Raw genomic sequence first — 17,318 nt, forward strand, 5'->3', positions numbered from 1 at the left:
TCTTGAATATTGGATGTAAAATGGGTAAAACCCCACACCCCACACCCCACACCCTGCCCCCAGGAAAAACTTTTTCAGCAAACCCTAATTAAAAGTGGCTCTTCTCTGCTAAATTTTCTATGAATCAGTTGCCCTTATTTTCTCAATCAAAATCAGTGCGAGACTTTTATCAACCTGATGCCGAAATAATTCTTTATCAAGGAGATAGCAATAATTTTATCAAGACTATACCAGATAATTCTGTGAGCTTGATTATTACTTCTCCTCCCTACAATTTAGGAAAAGACTACGAAAAAAAAATCTCTTTGGATACTTATCTGGAAACCCAAACCAAAATTATGCGAGAATTCTCTAGAATCTTGCAAGATAATGGCAGTATTTGCTGGCAGGTGGGAAATTTCGTTCAAGAGGGAGAAGTTTATCCTTTAGATATTTTTTATTATCAGCTATTTAAACAAATGGGTTTCTTTTTAAGAAATAGAATTGTCTGGCATTTTGGTCATGGATTACATACTTCTAAAAGATTTTCTGGCAGATATGAAACTATTTTATGGTTGACAAAAACCGATAAATATATCTTTAATCTTGATCCGGTGAGAATCCCCGCTAAATACCCTGGTAAGCGCCATTTTAAAGGTAAAAATATCGGTAAACCCTCTGGTAATCCTTTAGGGAAAAATCCCAGCGATGTTTGGGAGTTTTTAGCACAAGAATGGGATGAGTTACTATGGGATATTCCTAACGTTAAATCTAATCATCCAGAGAAAACTATCCATCCTTGTCAATATCCGATCGAATTAGTAGAAAGATGTGTTTTAGCCTTGACAAATGAGGGGGATTGGGTTTTCGATCCTTTTGCTGGGGTTGGAACTTCTCTGATTGCTAGTATTATGCACAATCGTCGAGTGATGGGGAGTGAAAAAGAAGCAGAATATGTGAAAATTGCCCAAGAAAGAATCGCCGCTTATTTGCAAGGAAATCTCAAAATTCGTCCTTTAGGAAAACCTATTCATCAGCCCACTGGCCAAGAAAAAGTCGCTCAAATTCCCGAAGAATGGCACAATAATATATAGGAAGTAACACTCAATCTCCCCAGGAGAGTACAGGTTTTTGCTCTCATATCCTTGGGTTTTAATGCTTAGTGCCGTCTAACCCATCCTGCAATGATTGATAAGTTTTTTTGTCACCATTTTTAGAGAAAACTTTGCAGAATTGTGGCGGTTTCTTGACCGGTTTTTTCCCAACTAAAAAGCTCGGCGCGTTGGCGACTCAGGGATTTTAATTTAAGACGCAATTGGTTATTTTTAGCGATTTGCTGCATTGCCTCTCTCATCTCATCGATACTATAGGGATTAATTAAAATTGCCGCATCTCCTGTGACTTCCGGGAGAGAGGAAAGATTAGAAGTAATTACAGGAGTTCCACAGGCGATCGCTTCTAGTACAGGTAATCCGAAACCTTCCCAAAGGGAGGGATAAACTAAAGCAGTTGCTTGGTTTAAAAGTTGCGGCAATTCTTCATAGGAAACATAGTTTAAAAATTGCACTCGTTGAGAGATTGATAATGCTTCTACCTGTTGCTGTAGAGCCGGCGTAAAACGGGGGTCAAATTGACCGACAATTAATAATTGATATTCGGGATCGATTTGGGAAAAAGCAGTAATTAAACGACCGAGATTTTTATGAGGATCATAACGACCAAGATAGAGAAAATAGGGACGAGTCGCCAGATTTAGCGGACGAAAATTATCAGCATCATATCCAGAAAGAATCACGGTTATTTTGTCAAGAGGTATGTTAAAAAACTTATTAATATCGGCGGCCGTTGCGTGGGAAACAGCGATAATATGTGTGGCTTTTTTCAGGACTTGGGGTAAATAGTATTTATTATAAAAAGTTAGGGGAGAAAATTTCGGAAATCGCAGGGGAATTAAATCATGGACTGTGACAATATAGCGGCAATTTCCATAAATAGGTGCTTCGGGAATGGGGGTAAATAGCAGGGAAGACTGCAATTGTTGATAGGTTTGATAGAGTTGGGTTTCTGTCCAAATTAAGCGCTTAATATTGCCTTTGGTTCCCTGCTCTTGGGTGAGGTTTGCCGACACAGGATAGGTGTTAAAATCTGGGTAACTATTAGAAGTGATTAGGGTAGGATTTAAGTTAGCTAATTGGGGAATGAGATTTTTAGTATAGGTAGTCAACCCAGTATATTTAGTACCGAGAAAAGCGAGATTGATTAATAATTGATGATTCCTATTCATAGATATTAGCTACTTAAGTAGGTAGGTGTTAAAAGTTGTCAGACACCCCCCTTATCAAGGGGGGATTAAGGGGTGATCAGTACCCCCCTTATCAAGGGGGGATTAAGGGGTGATCAGTACCCCCCTTATCAAGGGGGGATTAAGGGGGGATCCATCTTCAATTTAATTATAACTACTTACTTATTATAAAAGAGAACGATAAGCTTTTATGGTAGCTTGTGCAGTTTTTTGCCAAGAGAACTTTGCCGCTTGTTTTTTTCCTTTAGTGATTAATTCTTGACGGAGAGAGGTATCACTAATCACCTGATAGATTGCCGCAGCAATTTCTAGGGGATTATCGGGATTAATTAATATTGCCGATTCTCCCGTGACTTCGGGTAAGGATGCAGTATTAGCAGTTACCACGGGACAACCTAAAGTCATCGCTTCTAAAACTGGTAATCCAAAACCTTCATAAAAGGAAGGATAGACAAAAACATCGGCTTTTTGATAATAATCCGCAACTAAGTCATCAGCAAGATAATCAAGATGTTGAATACTATCTCGAAAGGGAGACTGAGATATTTTCTCGAAAATTGGTTGATACTTCCATCCTTTTTTGCCAATCAGAATCAGATTATGGTCTAATTTATACCTGTCCTTAAGATAGTTAAAAGCATCGATAAGATTAATAATATTTTTTCGTGGTTCTAGGGTACTAACAAAGAGTAAATAGGGTTTAGTGATGGTTAGAGATGAGGGATAATTGGGGAGAGAAGAATAACGACTTGCGAGGGGAGTAACAAAAATTTTCTCTGGGGTTACATCTAAATATTCAATAATATCTCGTTTGGTACTTGCGGAGTTAGCAATAACTAAATCTGTCCATTGTAGAGATTGTTTAATGCGTTGGGTGTAGGTTTTGACAATCCCCGTGACAAACTCAGGATATTTAATAAAAGTAACATCATGAATAGTCATAACTTTGCGACTCTGACGACAAGGATACACCACATGATCCAATCCGTGGAGAATATCGGGAGAATCAAGAAAGTTTTCTAGATAGGTAATTAGAGGATTAGGAAATCGGGTTAAGATATTGCTAAGACTGACGGGAATTGGTAAACATTTAACCTCTGGATAGGATTGCAGTTTTTCGGGGATAGAAAGATTACCCCGCAGCCAGTTTTTTACCGATGGTTGAAAACAGAGGGACAGGGAAAAGTTTTCTTGGTTTTGTAATTTAGCTAATTCGGCAATCAGGTGATAAGCATATAATCCAATTCCACTAGGATTTTGTCTTATCGGTGTACCATCAACTAAAATTTTAAGCATTTGCGGTTAGATGAGATTGACGGGATAGATATTTTTAAAATTACAGATTCAATTGTCAATTTTGCTCGCTTAGGACAAGATTAAAATCGGCAATAAACTCCACCCTAATAGTTAATCTTACCCTATAGCGTCCCTAAATAGCAGCTTTTTTGGGCTAGGTTACAGGGAATACTTAATTTATCGGGCAATTTTTTCGATTATTGTCCCCTCACCTACCCTATTACTATGATTGTCAACGGGTACTTATCAGCTAAGACCTATTTTAATAGGCTATCCTTAGATTAGCTGCATCTCCTTGACGAGAAACACTGTAATTAGTTATAATCAGGGAACAATAGCTTCCCCGTACTTGTGGTGAGCGGAAAAAGTTATCTCAGGGATGAAGTAGTCCCCTACAGAACCACTAACATCGGGTAATGCCGAAAAATACTGATTAACTAATGTTTTCACTATGTTTAATCGTTTAGTATCTTTTAAATCCTTAGAAGGCCATGAAGGTGAGGTTAAATGTCTAACTTTTTCCCAAGATGGTAAATTTTTGGCTAGTGGAGATAACGAGTTAACTGTTATTGTTTGGGATTGGCAAAAAAATCAAAAATTTAGTTTACAAGGACATGAAAAAGCCGGTTGGTGGGACAAGGGAGTTAATTCTGTTGCTTTTAGTCCCTGTCAAGGATTTTTGGTTAGTGGAGGAGATGATCAAACCGTAAGAATTTGGTCACTGGAAACTAAAGAATTAATCTCTACCTTAACGGGACACCAAGACAAAGTTACAGCAGTAGCTGTTCATCCCGATGGGGAAATTATTGCTAGTGGCAGTGAAGATAAAACGGTGAAAATATGGTCAGTAAAAACTGGAGAAATTCTGGCCACATTACAAGGTCATAGCGATAAAGTCCTAACAGTTAAATTTAGTCAAAATGGTCAACTTTTAGCCAGTGGTGGCGGCGAAAATGACAAAACGGTAATCATTTGGAATCTGGGAGAAAAGAGCAGTATTACCTTAAAAGGTCATTCCGATTGGTTTGGAGGTATTTTATCGGTAGATTTCGGCAGTAATAACAAATTTTTAGCCAGTGGCAGCAAAGACAAAACTATTAAAATCTGGGATATTAAAAGAGGTACAGAGGTAAAAACTCTCAGCGAACATAGTGATCATATCAATTCAGTTAGTGTTAGTACTAATAATCAACTATTAGCCAGTGGTAGTGATGATAAAAGCTTAAAATTATGGGATTTAAAAGCAGGAAAAGCGATTATTTCTATTCCCCATCCCCAGAAAATCTATTCGGTTTGTTTTAGTCCCGATGGTAATTATATCGCCACGGCCTGCCAAGACAAAATCGTGAGAGTTTATGGCACTTCCGAACTACAATCTTTAGCAAGTTGAGCAATCTTTGAGCGGGTGCATCTCATTTTTGTAAATCTACTAAGTTGGGATTTTTAAAGGGAAACTATCTGCCAAAATTGATCGTTACTTCCGATTTTATTACTCAATCCAAGCTTTTGGGGGGTTCTACCCCCCAAACCCCTAGGGCTGTTTCATTCTCCCATCAGAATATCAAAAGTAAAAGCGATCACTGTCTTTGTAAAATGAGGAGTGACCGGCAACTTTTCAAATATATGTTGAGCTTAATAGAAAAACTGAAACAAGTCAAGGACTTTCGGAAAGATAAAGGAAAAAGACACCCTTTATGGATAGTATTAGTAGTAATAATACTGGGAACAATGCTAGGATACTCAGGTTATAGAGAGCTAGGAGAGTTTGCTAAAAATAATCGGCACAGGCTCAGTCAAGAATTTAACATAATTCCAGAAAAAGTCCCATCCTATTCAACAATTAGAAGGGTAATGATGGGAGTAGAATGGCAGATTTTGTTAAAAATGTTTAATGAATGGGCATTACAAGAATATGGACAAAGAGATGATATAAATTGGCTAGACATAGATGGAAAAAGTCTCAAAAACACCCTAAAGAATCCTAACAATGAACAACAAAATTTTATCATGTTTATCTCATTGTTTAGTCAAGAAAGTGGCTTGGTATTACACTTAAAAAGAATCGAAAACAAAAAAGGGTCTGAAATCGACGAAGGTCAAGCTATAATTGAAGATTGCACTCTCCAAAATAAAGTTTTTACTGGGGATGCTTTACACTGCCAGAAAAAAACAATCAGCCTAATAACCAAGAGTAAAAATGATTATGTTATCACAGTTAAAGGAAATCAGAAAAATCTTTATAAGCGAATACAAGACCTGAGTAGTTCCTCAAAGCCAGAAAGTTGTTTTCTTGAACAAGATAATAGTCATGGACGAAAAATATCAAGAAAAATAGAAGTTTTTAAAGTGAGGAAAAATGAAAGACAAGGGTTTGAAAATCTGCGCCGAATTATTAAAGTAGAAAGAAGGGGTAGTCGCGGGGATAAAACTTATGAAGAAACAGCTTACTATATCAGTAGCCTAACCGAATCCGCCCAAGTATTTGCTAAAATTATTCGAGGACATTGGAAAATAGAAAATCAGTTACATTGGGTAAAAGATGTAATTTTTGAGGAAGATAAAAGCGAGATAAGTGATTTTCAAGCGGCCAGCAATTGGTCAATTCTCACAACTATAGGATTGAATCTTTTCAGAGGTTTGGGTTTTCTCTCAATAACAGAGGGACAGAGGTGGTTAGCTGAACGTTGGGAAAAACTGATAGTTTTATCGACGTAAGAAGCAGAAAAATTAGCTAAATTAACAGGATGTACTCTCAGAAAATTTCAAGAGAGATAGGCTTTTAGTGGCTTGGGAACAAGCTTTATCAATTTATTCATAATCAATATTGGCAGAGGATTAAAGATTAGTTATTGTCACTAACTCTTTTGATTAGAAAAAGATAAACTTGAGAATTTTCATTCAAATTTATTGACTCAAAATCAGCTGTACTTAATTTAAATGAATCAACCCTACCCAAACCCCCCGTCGGGGGACGAAGCGCCTCCCCCGAACCCCCTGCGCATGAGCTTTTCGGTGGGATGCTTACACGCAGCTGCTGATATATTTGTAATAATTTAAGAGTCACTAATAATTGCTGATTGTCGATATTTCTGCAAATGTGATACTAAATCCGGTTATTAAAAACTGATTATTTATTCCCCTTTGCATGAGTGCCTGTCCTGATATGTAGCCTGTACTCAACGGATTTAGTATAATTATCCACTAGAGATCGCTGCCAGTTTGTTCCTCTCGGAAGTAAAGCTGATATAATTGACAGCTAGGCTGGGCTAGGTCGCCTTTTAACTGAATTAAACCCATACTTTCCAGTTTATAGGCAGTAATCGGTTCTAATCGCGCTCCCTTATCGGAAGAATTAACCACTTCCCCCATCCCTGTCAATAATTCCGGCTGTTTTTGCAGATTATCCCAGTGATGACGCAAGTGTGCCGCATAAATTCCCCCTTGGGTAGCAGCATTAGGGAGAATATTTTTTTCCCCACGCACCCGCGCTTCCAGGGCCAAACGGCTAAGATAGGGATGACCAGCGACTAGAGCAATTAAATCGCTGATAAAACGCTGATTATCGTCATTTTTAGGCAATCCGTAGCTACTAGCCAAGTTTTCCAGTTGTTCGAGGCTAAAACCGGGTAATTTAATCGCACGGCCGACATTAAAGGGAGATTGATTAGCGTCCAATTGAATATAGATTTCCGTGGAATTAGCAATCGCTAACCGCAAATTCTGCCAGATTTCTAAATTATTAGCTTCTTCGTGCCAACAGCGCAAAAGCGGCAGAAAATCCCTAGCGATGTCGGGATACTCGAAAATTCTGTCTAAATTATCTAGGGCCAAAAAGAGCGGCCCGTTAATCTGTTCCAAAAGATAGGACTGAAAATAGGTTTGACAACTGATTAAACTGCCAAATAGTTCCTCATCCCAATATTCATCTAATTGCGGCTTTAAACCCAATTCTCGGCTAACATTTGCCGAAAACCAGCGACAAAATCGGTCTAAACTGGCAAACATCGCCTTTTCTGCCACTTGACAATTAATATAAACTGTGCTATGTCCCCAACTATCTGCCTGAGCGAGCAGATGTTTAAGCAGAGAAGTTTTACCGGTCTTTTCGGGGGATTTAATGCGAATGAGTGACCCCGGACGATTAATTTCTTGATAACAGTCGCTTTCGACGGGAGGGCGGCTAATATAACTATCTATAACCGATTTTTCTGCTAGTATCGGGGTGGGTTGATTTCTCCATTCAGGATATTTGATATCTTTGAACCATTCTCGGAGGATTTGGAACTTACCCGGCCCTTTACTACCTAATTCTAGTTCCGGACAGCCATTATCTTTATCTGCCGAGAAATAGCTATATATTTTAGTCATTTGTTTTTTATAGGTTTCATGGCTGGCGGCCTCGGCCATTTCCCAAATTTCCTCATCCGGTTTGCGCCAATTTTCGTAGGCAAAACGAACTAAAAAAATCTCCTTTAATTTACCCTGAACACCGTATTCTCTAGCTAGATGTTTAAGAAACTCGTCCCATCCCTGTGGTTTCATCCGGTTCTACTTTATTCTACTTATATTCCCCTTTTTTCCATGTTAACCCCTTTTTCCCTCTTGGCAATGGGACTGACATCCGAGCGGAAAAGCCCTATGGTAAAAATAGGTCAATTACCTGATGGTGTCTAAGGGAGTAAAACCATGAAAATCTCGTTAACCTTGTTTGTTGTGGTCTCCTTGCTGTTAGGTTTTCTTCCTCACACTTTAGCGGTTAATAGTCAAGATAACCATTTTGACCGTTCCTCTTCGCCGCTAATTTTACAAAACCGTGACTGTAAGGGTGATAAGGACGATAATTGCAATTAGTCCTGATTATCTCGGTTAAGGTTGTTAGTCTATATCCCCCACCGATGAAAAAATCGTGGTCGGGATTTTTTTTATCCCATCGGCTGCAGATAGCTTTTATCAAGATAATTTCTAGATTCAAGACCAATCATCTCAAGAACTCGCCTGTAATTCCTCTAAACGTGCTAAAACTTCGGCACTGTGAATGGCAGGATTTACCCCTAAATAAATCTCTTTTAAAATCCCTTGCGGATCGATAAGATAGGTATGACGCAGGGAAACATAACCCATCCAAGAACCATAAGCTTTACTAACATCTCCGGTAGTATCTGCCAGTAAGGGAAATTTTAAACCCTCCGAGTCACAAAATTCCGCATGAGAATCGACATCATCGGCACTTACCCCTAAAACTTGCGTATTTTTAGCCATATATTTCGGCAAATCCTGCTGAAAACGCCGCGCTTCTAGGGTACAGCCGGGGGTAAAATCCTTGGGATAAAAATACAAAACCACCCATTTACCCCGATAGTCCGATAGGGAAATATTTCCTTCTCCCGTGTTAGTCGGTAGGGTAAAATCGGGTGCCAGTTGATTTAAAGGGGGTTGGGGGCCACCTAAAGCGTTAGCATCGGGAATAAAGGCAAAAAATGCCAGAATTACTGCAATTAAAAAACTCAACAGTTGACGACGAGACATAATCAGTTATTAGTTATCAGTTATCAGTTATCAGTTATCAGCTTTTGGTAGTTTTTTTCCATGTAGTGAAATGCGAAAGGGAATTTTGCATCCACAATTGGTGTAAAACCTTTGCAAAGTAAGGCTTTCCTAGTTCACAGGGGACGGGAAGCGAAAAGATAAAATCCTGAAAATCCAGCATCCTGTGCGCTTATTTTACAGCTTTTACCGCCTTATTGCCACTGACTTTGATACACCACTAAGCACGACCCTTTACAGATATAGCCAAGGCATAGTTTGACGAGTCAAGACACGAATTGCGTATTTCAACTGTTCGGAACGACTATTATAGTCTTTTCCTTCAAAATGTCCCGCAATACCAGAAAATTTCGGTTCAACCGGAAACCTTTTACAAACATTAGCCGATTGTGATGCTAAATTAATAGCTTGATAATATCGATGTTCACTGTAAAAACAACCCTGCTGATGATTTTTGTGCATCGGATGCAGGTATCTTTCATAGAAGTATTTGCTAAAGACAAGGAAACGAGTATCTGCATAAGAAGGATTATTTTGTTTGTTCCGTAATTGTTGCAAAATTGGCCACTTAAAATCACACAAACATTCAAATTGATGTTTAATCGCCTCTAAAATATCGGTCATATTAAGCAGATAAATTCTCCCAGTTATCTTGGCAATATAAGAAGAATCTTTTATTAGTGCTGATTTTAAAATTCCCTGCTCTATTAATAAGGTTTCGCCGTAACCTTTGCCAAAATCACGAGGAAAATCATTGGCATCTAGTGAAATAAACTCAATTTGTTTGTTATGGGGATTTTCTTGAGTCGTTTCTTGCAGTCGATCAAGAGGCCAACCAGAATTTTCCACAAATAGTATTTTTTTGATACGAGGATGAAAATTAATATAATACTTCAGGGAATTATAGTAATCTTCCTGTCTTTGTTCAGGAACAGTTGGATAGGCATTCGGCATACCTTTAATATTAATTGTTGCTGTTAAAAGTAAGACTAATTCCTGCTCTATATTTAACCAACCAGCTTGAGAATTTGTTCGTAATCCATTCATAACTTATTATCCCAATTAGTGAGTAACATTGACTAATTTTTTCAAAATCTTCTCTCCTTCTATAAAAAAAGAAGATTAAGTAATCGACTAGGGTTTTGTTTCCTCCAAACTTGTGAGGGAAATTCTAACACAAGCCTTGATTCCTTGCCAGTCACGCTCTGATCAATGTCCAATCACAGCTAAATTTGCAGATGGTGGCAAAGTTACGATAAAACAACGAAATATCGCAGCGACCCGTAACCCGGCCCAGACCCAATCCTGAAGCGCATAATCAGTGATTCCTAGCACTTTTGACTGAGTTGTGATCAGTCCAACTATTACATCAGTCTGTTGACATCCTCACCGCCGTGAACGGACGGTGATTCCCAAACCTCACGATTTAGGTTTCTGTTTCTTTCCCTTGCGGGGTTCCGCACCTGCCTTAACAGATTTACTCTGTTCTGGTCTTATAGTCGCGACCCGGACTGACACCGCAAGCCCTGCGGCCAAAATATTTTTACTGGCGTTAATATCTCGGTCATGGTGAGTCCCACAGTCTGGACAGTCCCATTCTCGAACATTTAACGGCATTTTCTCAGCAATATGCCCACAATTACTACACCTTTTAGAGCTAGGAAACCATCTATCTATTTCGATGTAATTTCTCCCATACCAACGGCATTTATAGGCTAATTGTCGAGTGATTTCTCCCCAGCTTACATCAGATATTGCCTGAGATAACTTGGGTTTTTTGACCATATTCTTGACGGCTAAATTCTCAACCACAATCGTTTGGTTTTCACGAACTAATTGAGTGGTTAGCTTATGTAAATGGTCTTTTCTGCTATCGGTGATTTGAGCGTGAATCTTGGCTACTTTGATTCTTGCTTTTTCCCGATTTTTTGACCCTTTCTGTTTTCTAGAAAGGCTTTTTTGGGCCTTTCGCAGTCTCCGATAATGCTTTTTAAAATGCTTGGGATTAGACACTTTATCGCCATCGCTGGTAATCACGAGGCTACTAATTCCTAAGTCAATTCCGATGGCTTTATCTGTTACTGGTAATGGCTTAATCGTTGGGTCATCAAATCTAATTGAAATATGCCAACGTCCTGAGGGATGTAATCTGACTGTTACTGTGCTTGGTTCACATCCGTCTGGTATTTTTCTTGACCATCGAATAGGTAAAGGTTCTGTGCATTTAGCTAAATAGATTTGTCTGTCTTTAAATTTAAAAGCAGACTTGGTAAATTCGGCACTTCCTCCCTGATGTTTTTTCTTAAAGTTAGGATACTTAGTACGACCAGCAAAGAAGTTAGTAAAAGCTGTTTGTAGGTGTCTTAACCCTTGTTGTAAAGGTACACAGCTTACTTCGTTTAAAAAGTTTAATTCTTCTTGTTTTTTCCAATCGGTCAACATTGAAGAAGTTTGAGCGTAGCCTACTCTTTCTTGCTTTTCGTACCAAGCTTGTGTTCTGAGATGGAGAGCTTTATTGTAAACTAATCTTACACAGCCCAAAGTGCGCCGCAATAGCGACTCTTGTTCGGGTGTGGGGTAAAATCGGAACGAGTAGGCTTTTTCCATGTCTCACATTTTAGCATATATTTCGTAAACGATGCTCATATTTAACAGTAAAGCCGTCGTAGAACGACGGGGTTTCAGACCCAAATTTTCGATGACAAAACCACAGCCGGACGGCGCTTAATTCCTGTCACACCGGGAAAATCAACTGTCACCACATCTCCAGTGGAAAACGTCACCAATCAACCCCCCTCCACATCAGAGAAAGTTTTGGCCGCATAGTTTAGGGAAAAATTGACAAGATCGATCTGATCCTCCTCAGTCCAGGTATCACTTTGATCGAGCGATGGTTGTTGTTGTTGTCCGACAAGTTCATTGAGAATGATTGTGGCCAATCGCAAACGTTCCCCGGATGATAAGTGACAAACCACTTGATTATAAACTTCTTGGGCAGTAGTGGGCATAACAAAAAACTGATGACTGAATGCTTCTAGCTTAATATTCTTTACATAACTTGACAAGGAAAGGGCGAGGTAAAGAGGGAAAATAGATCGAGCTTGTCTTCATCTGCCTAACGATCATGTCTATTGTCACCCTTAACCCCCTTCAATCCCATCAAGATTTAGTCATCGATCCGGGTAAAATCACGGGATTACGGGGAAAAATCACCATCCCAGGCGATAAATCTATATCCCATCGCTCCCTGATGTTAGGAGCGATCGCCGAAGGAGAAACCGTTATTCATGGGTTATTATTGGGCGAAGATCCCCGCAGTACCGCTAGTTGTTTTCGTGCCATGGGTGTGGAAATTTCCCAACTCAACAGCGAGAAAGTGATCGTTAAAGGTAGGGGTTTAGGCAATCTTGAGGAACCCTTAGAAATCCTCGACGCGGGCAATTCCGGCACGACGATCCGCTTAATGTTAGGATTATTGGCTGGTCATCAAGACCGTTTTTTTGTCGTTACCGGTGATGCTTCCCTGCGATCGCGTCCCATGTCCAGGGTGGTGAAACCCCTCAAAGAAATGGGGGCGCAAATTTGGGGCAGAAAAGCCAATTCTTTGGCTCCTTTAGCCGTTTCTGGGGAATCTCTGCAACCGATCCACTACTATTCTCCCGTCGCTTCTGCACAGGTGAAATCCTGTCTTCTCCTCGCAGGACTGTTAACGGAGGGGAAAACCACGATCACGGAACCCGCTTTATCTCGCGATCACAGTGAACGGATGCTGCGCGCTTTTGGGGCAAATATTGAGGTGGATGGGGAGACTAATAGCGTCACGGTGACGGGTTATCCCACTTTAACTGGACAAACGGTGATTGTACCCGGGGATATCAGTTCGGCGGCCTTTTGGTTGGTAGCGGGAGCAATTGTGCCTAATTCCGAGTTATTAATCGAAAATGTGGGAATAAACCCGACTAGAACCGGAGTTTTACAGGTTTTACAGGCAATGGGAGCAGATATCACCCTCGAAAATCAACGGGTGGTGACGGGGGAACCGGTGGCGGATCTGCGGGTGAAATCCAGTCCACTACAGGCAACCACGATCGCTGGTGAGATTATACCCCGTCTGATCGATGAAATTCCGATTTTGGCAGTAGCGGCGGTTTTTGCCCAAGGAACGACAATTATCAAGGATGCCGAGGAACTACGGGTGAAGGAAAGCGATCGCCTGACGGTGATGGCCACCCAACTTGATCGCCTAGGGGCAAAAGTAAGGGAATTACCCGATGGTTTAGAGATTACCGGCGGTACAGGCCTATTCGGCACGGAAGTGGACAGTTTTACCGATCATCGCATTGCCATGAGTCTAGCGATCGCTGCCCTCAATTCCCGTCAACCCACCACTATCCATCGCGCTGAAGCGGCTGGCATTTCCTACCCCGATTTCTTTAGCACCTTACAGCAAATTTGTCAAGAGTGAAAATATTAAGTTTTTCTGCGAACGGGCGAAGGGTAACTGGTACAATTGCAGGATAAATCACAGAGTAGTGGGCCACCTGTGTGATAATCAAGTTCATCGATCGAGGTAGCGAAAAATAGAAGCGTCCCTAATTCAAATTTCCCTGAAAAATATCTCCCCATCTACCCCACTCCCGTCTTCTATTCCCCACCGATAATGGAAATCATCGCCCAATTAGAGAAAGTTTCCTATATTTATCCCGAATCCTCCAATCTAGTGCTTAAAAATATCTCTTTAGCAATTCATCGAGGCGAATTTTTAGGTATTATCGGGCCCACAGGTGCGGGAAAAACTACTCTCTGTTTAACTCTTAACGGTATTGTCCCCCAATTTTACGGAGGGCGTTTTTTTGGTTATGCAACGGTAGCCGGTTTAGATACTTTAACCCATCCCGTTAGCACCTTGGCCCGCTATGTGGGGGCAGTATTTGAAGATCCCGAAACACAACTTTTAGCCACTTCCATAGAAAATGAAATCGCTTTTACCCTAGAAAATTTACGGCTACCGCGAGAGGAAATTAAAGCGCGCATTCCCAAAGTTTTAGCGGCAGTCCGGTTAGAGGGAATGGAAAAAAAATCGCCGGGGGAACTATCGGGAGGACAAAAACAACGATTAGCGATCGCCGCCGCTCTCGCAGTTCAGCCCGCTTTGTTAATTCTCGATGAACCCACCTCCCAACTGGATCCGGTGGGAGCCCAAGAAGTTTTCGCCACCATTAAGGAATTAAATCGCCATCTCGGTGTCACTATTGTGATGGTCTCCCACGCGGCCGAGGAAATGGCCGAATATGCCGATCGCCTGGTACTATTAAGGGAGGGTGCGATCGAAGCCATGGGAACCCCAGCAGAGATCTACTCCCAAGTACAACTTTTACAGGAAAATGCCCTGCGTCCCCCGCAAGTGGCCACTACTTTTGCCTTGATCAATCAAAAAATCGGGGCGATAAATTCTATTCCTGTCACCCTAGACCGCAGTTTTGCCCGTTTAAACGAGCTTAAATCCTTTTACCATCATAGAACCCCAACCCCTCCCTTATCGTCGGTTTCTGACCCCTTAAACCCCATACTGAGGGTAAAAAATCTCTGCCATACCTATCCCGATGGTACTACCGCCTTGCGGGATGTGTCCCTCGATATTGCCGAAGGGGAATATCTGCTGATTATCGGTCAAAATGGCGCAGGAAAAAGCACTTTAGTCAAGCATTTTCTCAATCTTCTCTCGGCGACCACCGGTCAAGTTATGATTGACGGACGTTCGACCGGTAGCTTTTCTGTCAGTGATTTAGCTCGTTCGATCGGTTATGTAGCCCAAAATCCCGATAATCAGATTTTTAACACCACTGTCGAGAAAGAAGTATCATTTGCCCTGACTAATCTCGGTTATCCTCCAGAAATCGTTACCCAACGCACGAAAGCAAGTCTAGAAGCCATGGGATTGCTAGAATATCGATCCTATCATCCTCTCTCCTTACCGAAAGGCGATCGAGCGCGGGTAGTGATTGCGGCAATTTTAGCCATGGAACCGCGTATAGTGGTCTTTGATGAACCCACCACTGGCCAAGATTACCAAGGAGCTAAGGCAATTTTAGAGGTGAGTCGTCAATTACACCAGATGGGCAAAACCGTGATTGTGATCACCCATCACCTCTATTTAATGCCAGAATACGCCGAAAGAGTAATTATTATGGGTCAAGGAACTATTCTTTTAGATGCCCCAATCCGGCAAGCTTATCATCAAACCGATCTCTTGGCCAAAACCTATCTAACTCCACCCCAAGCAGTTTTATTAGCACAAAAATTAGGACAACTTTCCGGTTATCCTAATTCTCTTTTAACTCCCCAGGAAATTGCCGATTGTTTTCAGAGGATTTAGCCGTGAGGCTATTTAGGGTTTGCTGAATAATGGTAAAACCCTTTTAAAATAAGGCTTTTGACCTGCTAAAATCCGATGTTCATGCTGCGAAAATAGGATTAAGACCTTCAAAAACCTTGCATTATCCTTCTTTGAGTACACAAACTGGTACAAAAAAAAGAGGACAACAAAACCTGAAACGACCGGCTACTGACTCCTGACTCCTGACTCCTAACCCCACCAACAAACTTTTTCAGCAACCCCTATTTAACTGTTTCTAAGATCAACTTCGATCGCTTAACATTATCGGGTACAGGAATCGGATAATCGCCATTAAAACAGGCAGTACAGAAGGTTTTCGGATCTTCCTTCGTTGCTGTTAACATTCCATCGTGACTGAGATAAGCTAAACTATCCACCCCGATTTGTGCCTGAATTTGGGCCACCGATTTAGTTGCCGCAATTAATTGCTCTTGGTTGTCCGTATCAATGCCATAAAAACAAGGATGAGTCACCGGAGGTGAAGATATTCTCATGTGAACTTCTCTTGCTCCGGCATCGCGTAAAGCTTTAACTAATTTCCGGCTAGTGGTTCCCCGCACGATCGAATCATCAACAATAATAACTCTTTTTCCCTGTAAAACATCCTTTAAAGGATTCAATTTCATCTTAATCCCCGACTCTCTCATGTGTTGGGTTGGTTGAATAAAAGTCCGTCCCACATAACGATTTTTAATCAATCCTTCCGCATAGGGAATATCAGAAATGCGCGAAAATCCGATCGCAGCCGGAATACCTGAATCGGGAACTCCCATCACCATATCTGCTTCTACCGGCGACTCTTTGGCTAATTGTTCCCCCAAACGTACCCGATAAGTATATAAAGATTCCTCGTGAACAATGCTATCGGGACGGGCAAAATAAATCATCTCGAAAACGCATAATTTTTTCTCCGGTTTAATGGCCCAATCCACCGAAGATAAGCCATCTTCACTAATCCAAACTAATTCCCCCGGCTGCACATCCCGCAGATAATCGGCCCCGATAATATCTAATCCGCAGGTTTCCGAAGCCAAAACATAACGGGAGGGATTACCTTCTTCTTGCAAAACCCCAATTACTAAGGGTCTGACACCATTGGGATCCCGCGCCCCGATAATTCCCGTCGGTGTGCCGATAACAAGGCTATAAGCCCCGCTACAATAGCTAAAGGCATCGATCGCCGCTTCTATCCAATCCTTGCCACTATCCACCTCCTGACCGATAGCGACGGCGATCATTTCCGAGTCGGTGGTGGTGACGAGATCGCAACCGCGCTTTTCTAATACATTTCTTAACTCAAAAGTATTGACTAAATTGCCGTTATGTGCTAGGGAAAGTTTACCCAAACGGGTTTCGATCACAGCAGGTTGGGCATTGGCCCGACGGCTAGAACCGGTGGTAGAGTAACGAGTATGACCGACGGCGTGAGTACCCGGCAAGGTTTTAAGGACAGTTTCGCTAAAAACTTGGGAAACTAAGCCCATTTCTTTGTAACAATGCACCGTTTCCCCGTCGTAGGTGGCAATACCTGCCGATTCCTGTCCTCGGTGTTGCAGGGCATAGAGTCCGAAATAGGTCAGTTTTGCTACTTCTTCCTCGGGGGCATAGAGTCCAAAAACTCCACAGGCTTCTTCAGGCTTATCGACGCGGTTCAAGAATAGGGATGAGTCGGGATGGCTAGACATGGGAGGGTTGGGGCTTGGGGCTACTTTTGAGACAAAATCTTAACTTATCTTAATCTCTTTTTAACACCTTATTTATGGGGATTTGGGGGGTGGGGAACAGTTATCAGGTGTTGGG

14 protein-coding genes are annotated in these 17,318 nt (G+C 41.3%); 5 read left to right on the forward strand and 9 right to left on the reverse strand.

The window, feature by feature from the left end; genetic code table 11:
• The first annotated feature begins 119 nt into the window (after positions 1-119).
• Positions 120-1,073: a DNA-methyltransferase gene (locus tag MAE_RS06715; RefSeq protein ID WP_012264902.1), complete on the forward strand. Its 954-nt coding sequence runs from the start codon at positions 120-122 to the stop codon at positions 1,071-1,073.
• Positions 1,074-1,192: 119 nt separating this feature from the next.
• Here MAE_RS06715 and MAE_RS06720 read toward each other — a convergent pair whose 3' ends face one another.
• Both MAE_RS06720 and MAE_RS06725 read right to left on the reverse strand, forming a co-directional pair.
• On the reverse strand, positions 1,193-2,263 hold the full coding sequence (locus tag MAE_RS06720; protein ID WP_012264903.1) for a glycosyltransferase family 4 protein: 1,071 nt from the start codon (positions 2,261-2,263) through the stop codon (positions 1,193-1,195).
• A gap of 183 nt (positions 2,264-2,446) precedes the next feature.
• Positions 2,447-3,577 (reverse strand): glycosyltransferase family 4 protein, encoded by a 1,131-nt coding sequence (locus tag MAE_RS06725; protein ID WP_012264904.1) that lies wholly within the window; start codon positions 3,575-3,577, stop codon positions 2,447-2,449.
• Positions 3,578-4,028: 451 nt separating this feature from the next.
• Between MAE_RS06725 and MAE_RS06730 the strand changes: the two genes are divergently transcribed.
• Positions 4,029-4,967, forward strand: coding sequence for a WD40 repeat domain-containing protein (locus tag MAE_RS06730; RefSeq protein ID WP_012264905.1), 939 nt, complete (start codon positions 4,029-4,031; stop codon positions 4,965-4,967).
• A gap of 233 nt (positions 4,968-5,200) precedes the next feature.
• Positions 5,201-6,292 carry an ISAs1 family transposase gene (locus MAE_RS06735; RefSeq protein ID WP_012264906.1) on the forward strand — a complete coding sequence of 364 codons (1,092 nt, stop codon included), beginning with the start codon at positions 5,201-5,203 and terminating at the stop codon, positions 6,290-6,292.
• 486 nt (positions 6,293-6,778) lie between these two features.
• On the opposite strand, the gene MAE_RS06740 is transcribed toward MAE_RS06735, so the two are convergent.
• The 6 genes from MAE_RS06740 to MAE_RS06760 all read right to left on the reverse strand — a co-directional run bounded on the left by MAE_RS06740 (position 6,779) and on the right by MAE_RS06760 (position 12,186).
• Positions 6,779-8,119, reverse strand: coding sequence for an AAA-like domain-containing protein (locus tag MAE_RS06740; RefSeq protein WP_012264908.1), 1,341 nt, complete (start codon positions 8,117-8,119; stop codon positions 6,779-6,781).
• Positions 8,120-8,560: 441 nt separating this feature from the next.
• Positions 8,561-9,103, reverse strand: coding sequence for a peroxiredoxin (locus tag MAE_RS06745; protein WP_002798666.1), 543 nt, complete (start codon positions 9,101-9,103; stop codon positions 8,561-8,563).
• Between the two features lie 252 nt (positions 9,104-9,355).
• Positions 9,356-10,168, reverse strand: coding sequence for a hypothetical protein (locus MAE_RS06750; RefSeq protein ID WP_002777058.1), 813 nt, complete (start codon positions 10,166-10,168; stop codon positions 9,356-9,358).
• Between the two features lie 372 nt (positions 10,169-10,540).
• Positions 10,541-11,728 carry an RNA-guided endonuclease InsQ/TnpB family protein gene (locus tag MAE_RS06755; RefSeq protein WP_012264910.1) on the reverse strand — a complete coding sequence of 396 codons (1,188 nt, stop codon included), beginning with the start codon at positions 11,726-11,728 and terminating at the stop codon, positions 10,541-10,543.
• Between the two features lie 74 nt (positions 11,729-11,802).
• Complete coding sequence (locus tag MAE_RS31770) at positions 11,803-11,904, reverse strand: type II toxin-antitoxin system PemK/MazF family toxin (protein WP_231859737.1); 102 nt, start codon at positions 11,902-11,904, stop codon at positions 11,803-11,805.
• A gap of 3 nt (positions 11,905-11,907) precedes the next feature.
• Positions 11,908-12,186: a hypothetical protein gene (locus MAE_RS06760; protein WP_002798667.1), complete on the reverse strand. Its 279-nt coding sequence runs from the start codon at positions 12,184-12,186 to the stop codon at positions 11,908-11,910.
• Between the two features lie 59 nt (positions 12,187-12,245).
• On the opposite strand from MAE_RS06760, the gene aroA reads away from it, so the two are divergent.
• Positions 12,246-13,586 (forward strand): 3-phosphoshikimate 1-carboxyvinyltransferase, encoded by a 1,341-nt coding sequence (gene aroA / locus MAE_RS06765; RefSeq protein ID WP_002798668.1) that lies wholly within the window; start codon positions 12,246-12,248, stop codon positions 13,584-13,586.
• 195 nt (positions 13,587-13,781) lie between these two features.
• Positions 13,782-15,497 carry an ABC transporter ATP-binding protein gene (locus tag MAE_RS06770; protein ID WP_012264912.1) on the forward strand — a complete coding sequence of 572 codons (1,716 nt, stop codon included), beginning with the start codon at positions 13,782-13,784 and terminating at the stop codon, positions 15,495-15,497.
• 242 nt (positions 15,498-15,739) lie between these two features.
• Here the strand turns inward: MAE_RS06770 and purF are convergent, their stop codons facing one another.
• A complete protein-coding gene (gene purF / locus MAE_RS06775) occupies positions 15,740-17,203 on the reverse strand; it encodes an amidophosphoribosyltransferase (protein WP_012264913.1) in 1,464 nt (487 codons plus the stop codon).
• Positions 17,204-17,318 lie beyond the last annotated feature (115 nt).

It is taken from the genome of Microcystis aeruginosa NIES-843 (assembly GCF_000010625.1).
In the GTDB taxonomy this organism is placed as follows: domain Bacteria; phylum Cyanobacteriota; class Cyanobacteriia; order Cyanobacteriales; family Microcystaceae; genus Microcystis; species Microcystis aeruginosa.

Excerpts from the sequence above, each read along its gene's own strand:
- aroA (WP_002798668.1), top strand. The coding sequence starts at position 12,246 with ATGTCTATTGTCACCCTTAACCCCCTTCAATCCCATCAAGATTTAGTC.
- MAE_RS06735 (WP_012264906.1), top strand. The coding sequence starts at position 5,201 with ATGTTGAGCTTAATAGAAAAACTGAAACAAGTCAAGGACTTTCGGAAA.
- MAE_RS06750 (WP_002777058.1), bottom strand. The coding sequence starts at position 10,168 with ATGAATGGATTACGAACAAATTCTCAAGCTGGTTGGTTAAATATAGAG.
- MAE_RS06725 (WP_012264904.1), bottom strand. The coding sequence starts at position 3,577 with ATGCTTAAAATTTTAGTTGATGGTACACCGATAAGACAAAATCCTAGT.
- purF (WP_012264913.1), bottom strand. The coding sequence starts at position 17,203 with ATGTCTAGCCATCCCGACTCATCCCTATTCTTGAACCGCGTCGATAAG.
- MAE_RS06755 (WP_012264910.1), bottom strand. The coding sequence starts at position 11,728 with ATGGAAAAAGCCTACTCGTTCCGATTTTACCCCACACCCGAACAAGAG.
- MAE_RS06730 (WP_012264905.1), top strand. The coding sequence starts at position 4,029 with ATGTTTAATCGTTTAGTATCTTTTAAATCCTTAGAAGGCCATGAAGGT.
- MAE_RS06720 (WP_012264903.1), bottom strand. The coding sequence starts at position 2,263 with ATGAATAGGAATCATCAATTATTAATCAATCTCGCTTTTCTCGGTACT.
- MAE_RS06770 (WP_012264912.1), top strand. The coding sequence starts at position 13,782 with ATGGAAATCATCGCCCAATTAGAGAAAGTTTCCTATATTTATCCCGAA.
- MAE_RS06740 (WP_012264908.1), bottom strand. The coding sequence starts at position 8,119 with ATGAAACCACAGGGATGGGACGAGTTTCTTAAACATCTAGCTAGAGAA.
- MAE_RS06715 (WP_012264902.1), top strand. The coding sequence starts at position 120 with ATGAATCAGTTGCCCTTATTTTCTCAATCAAAATCAGTGCGAGACTTT.
- MAE_RS06745 (WP_002798666.1), bottom strand. The coding sequence starts at position 9,103 with ATGTCTCGTCGTCAACTGTTGAGTTTTTTAATTGCAGTAATTCTGGCA.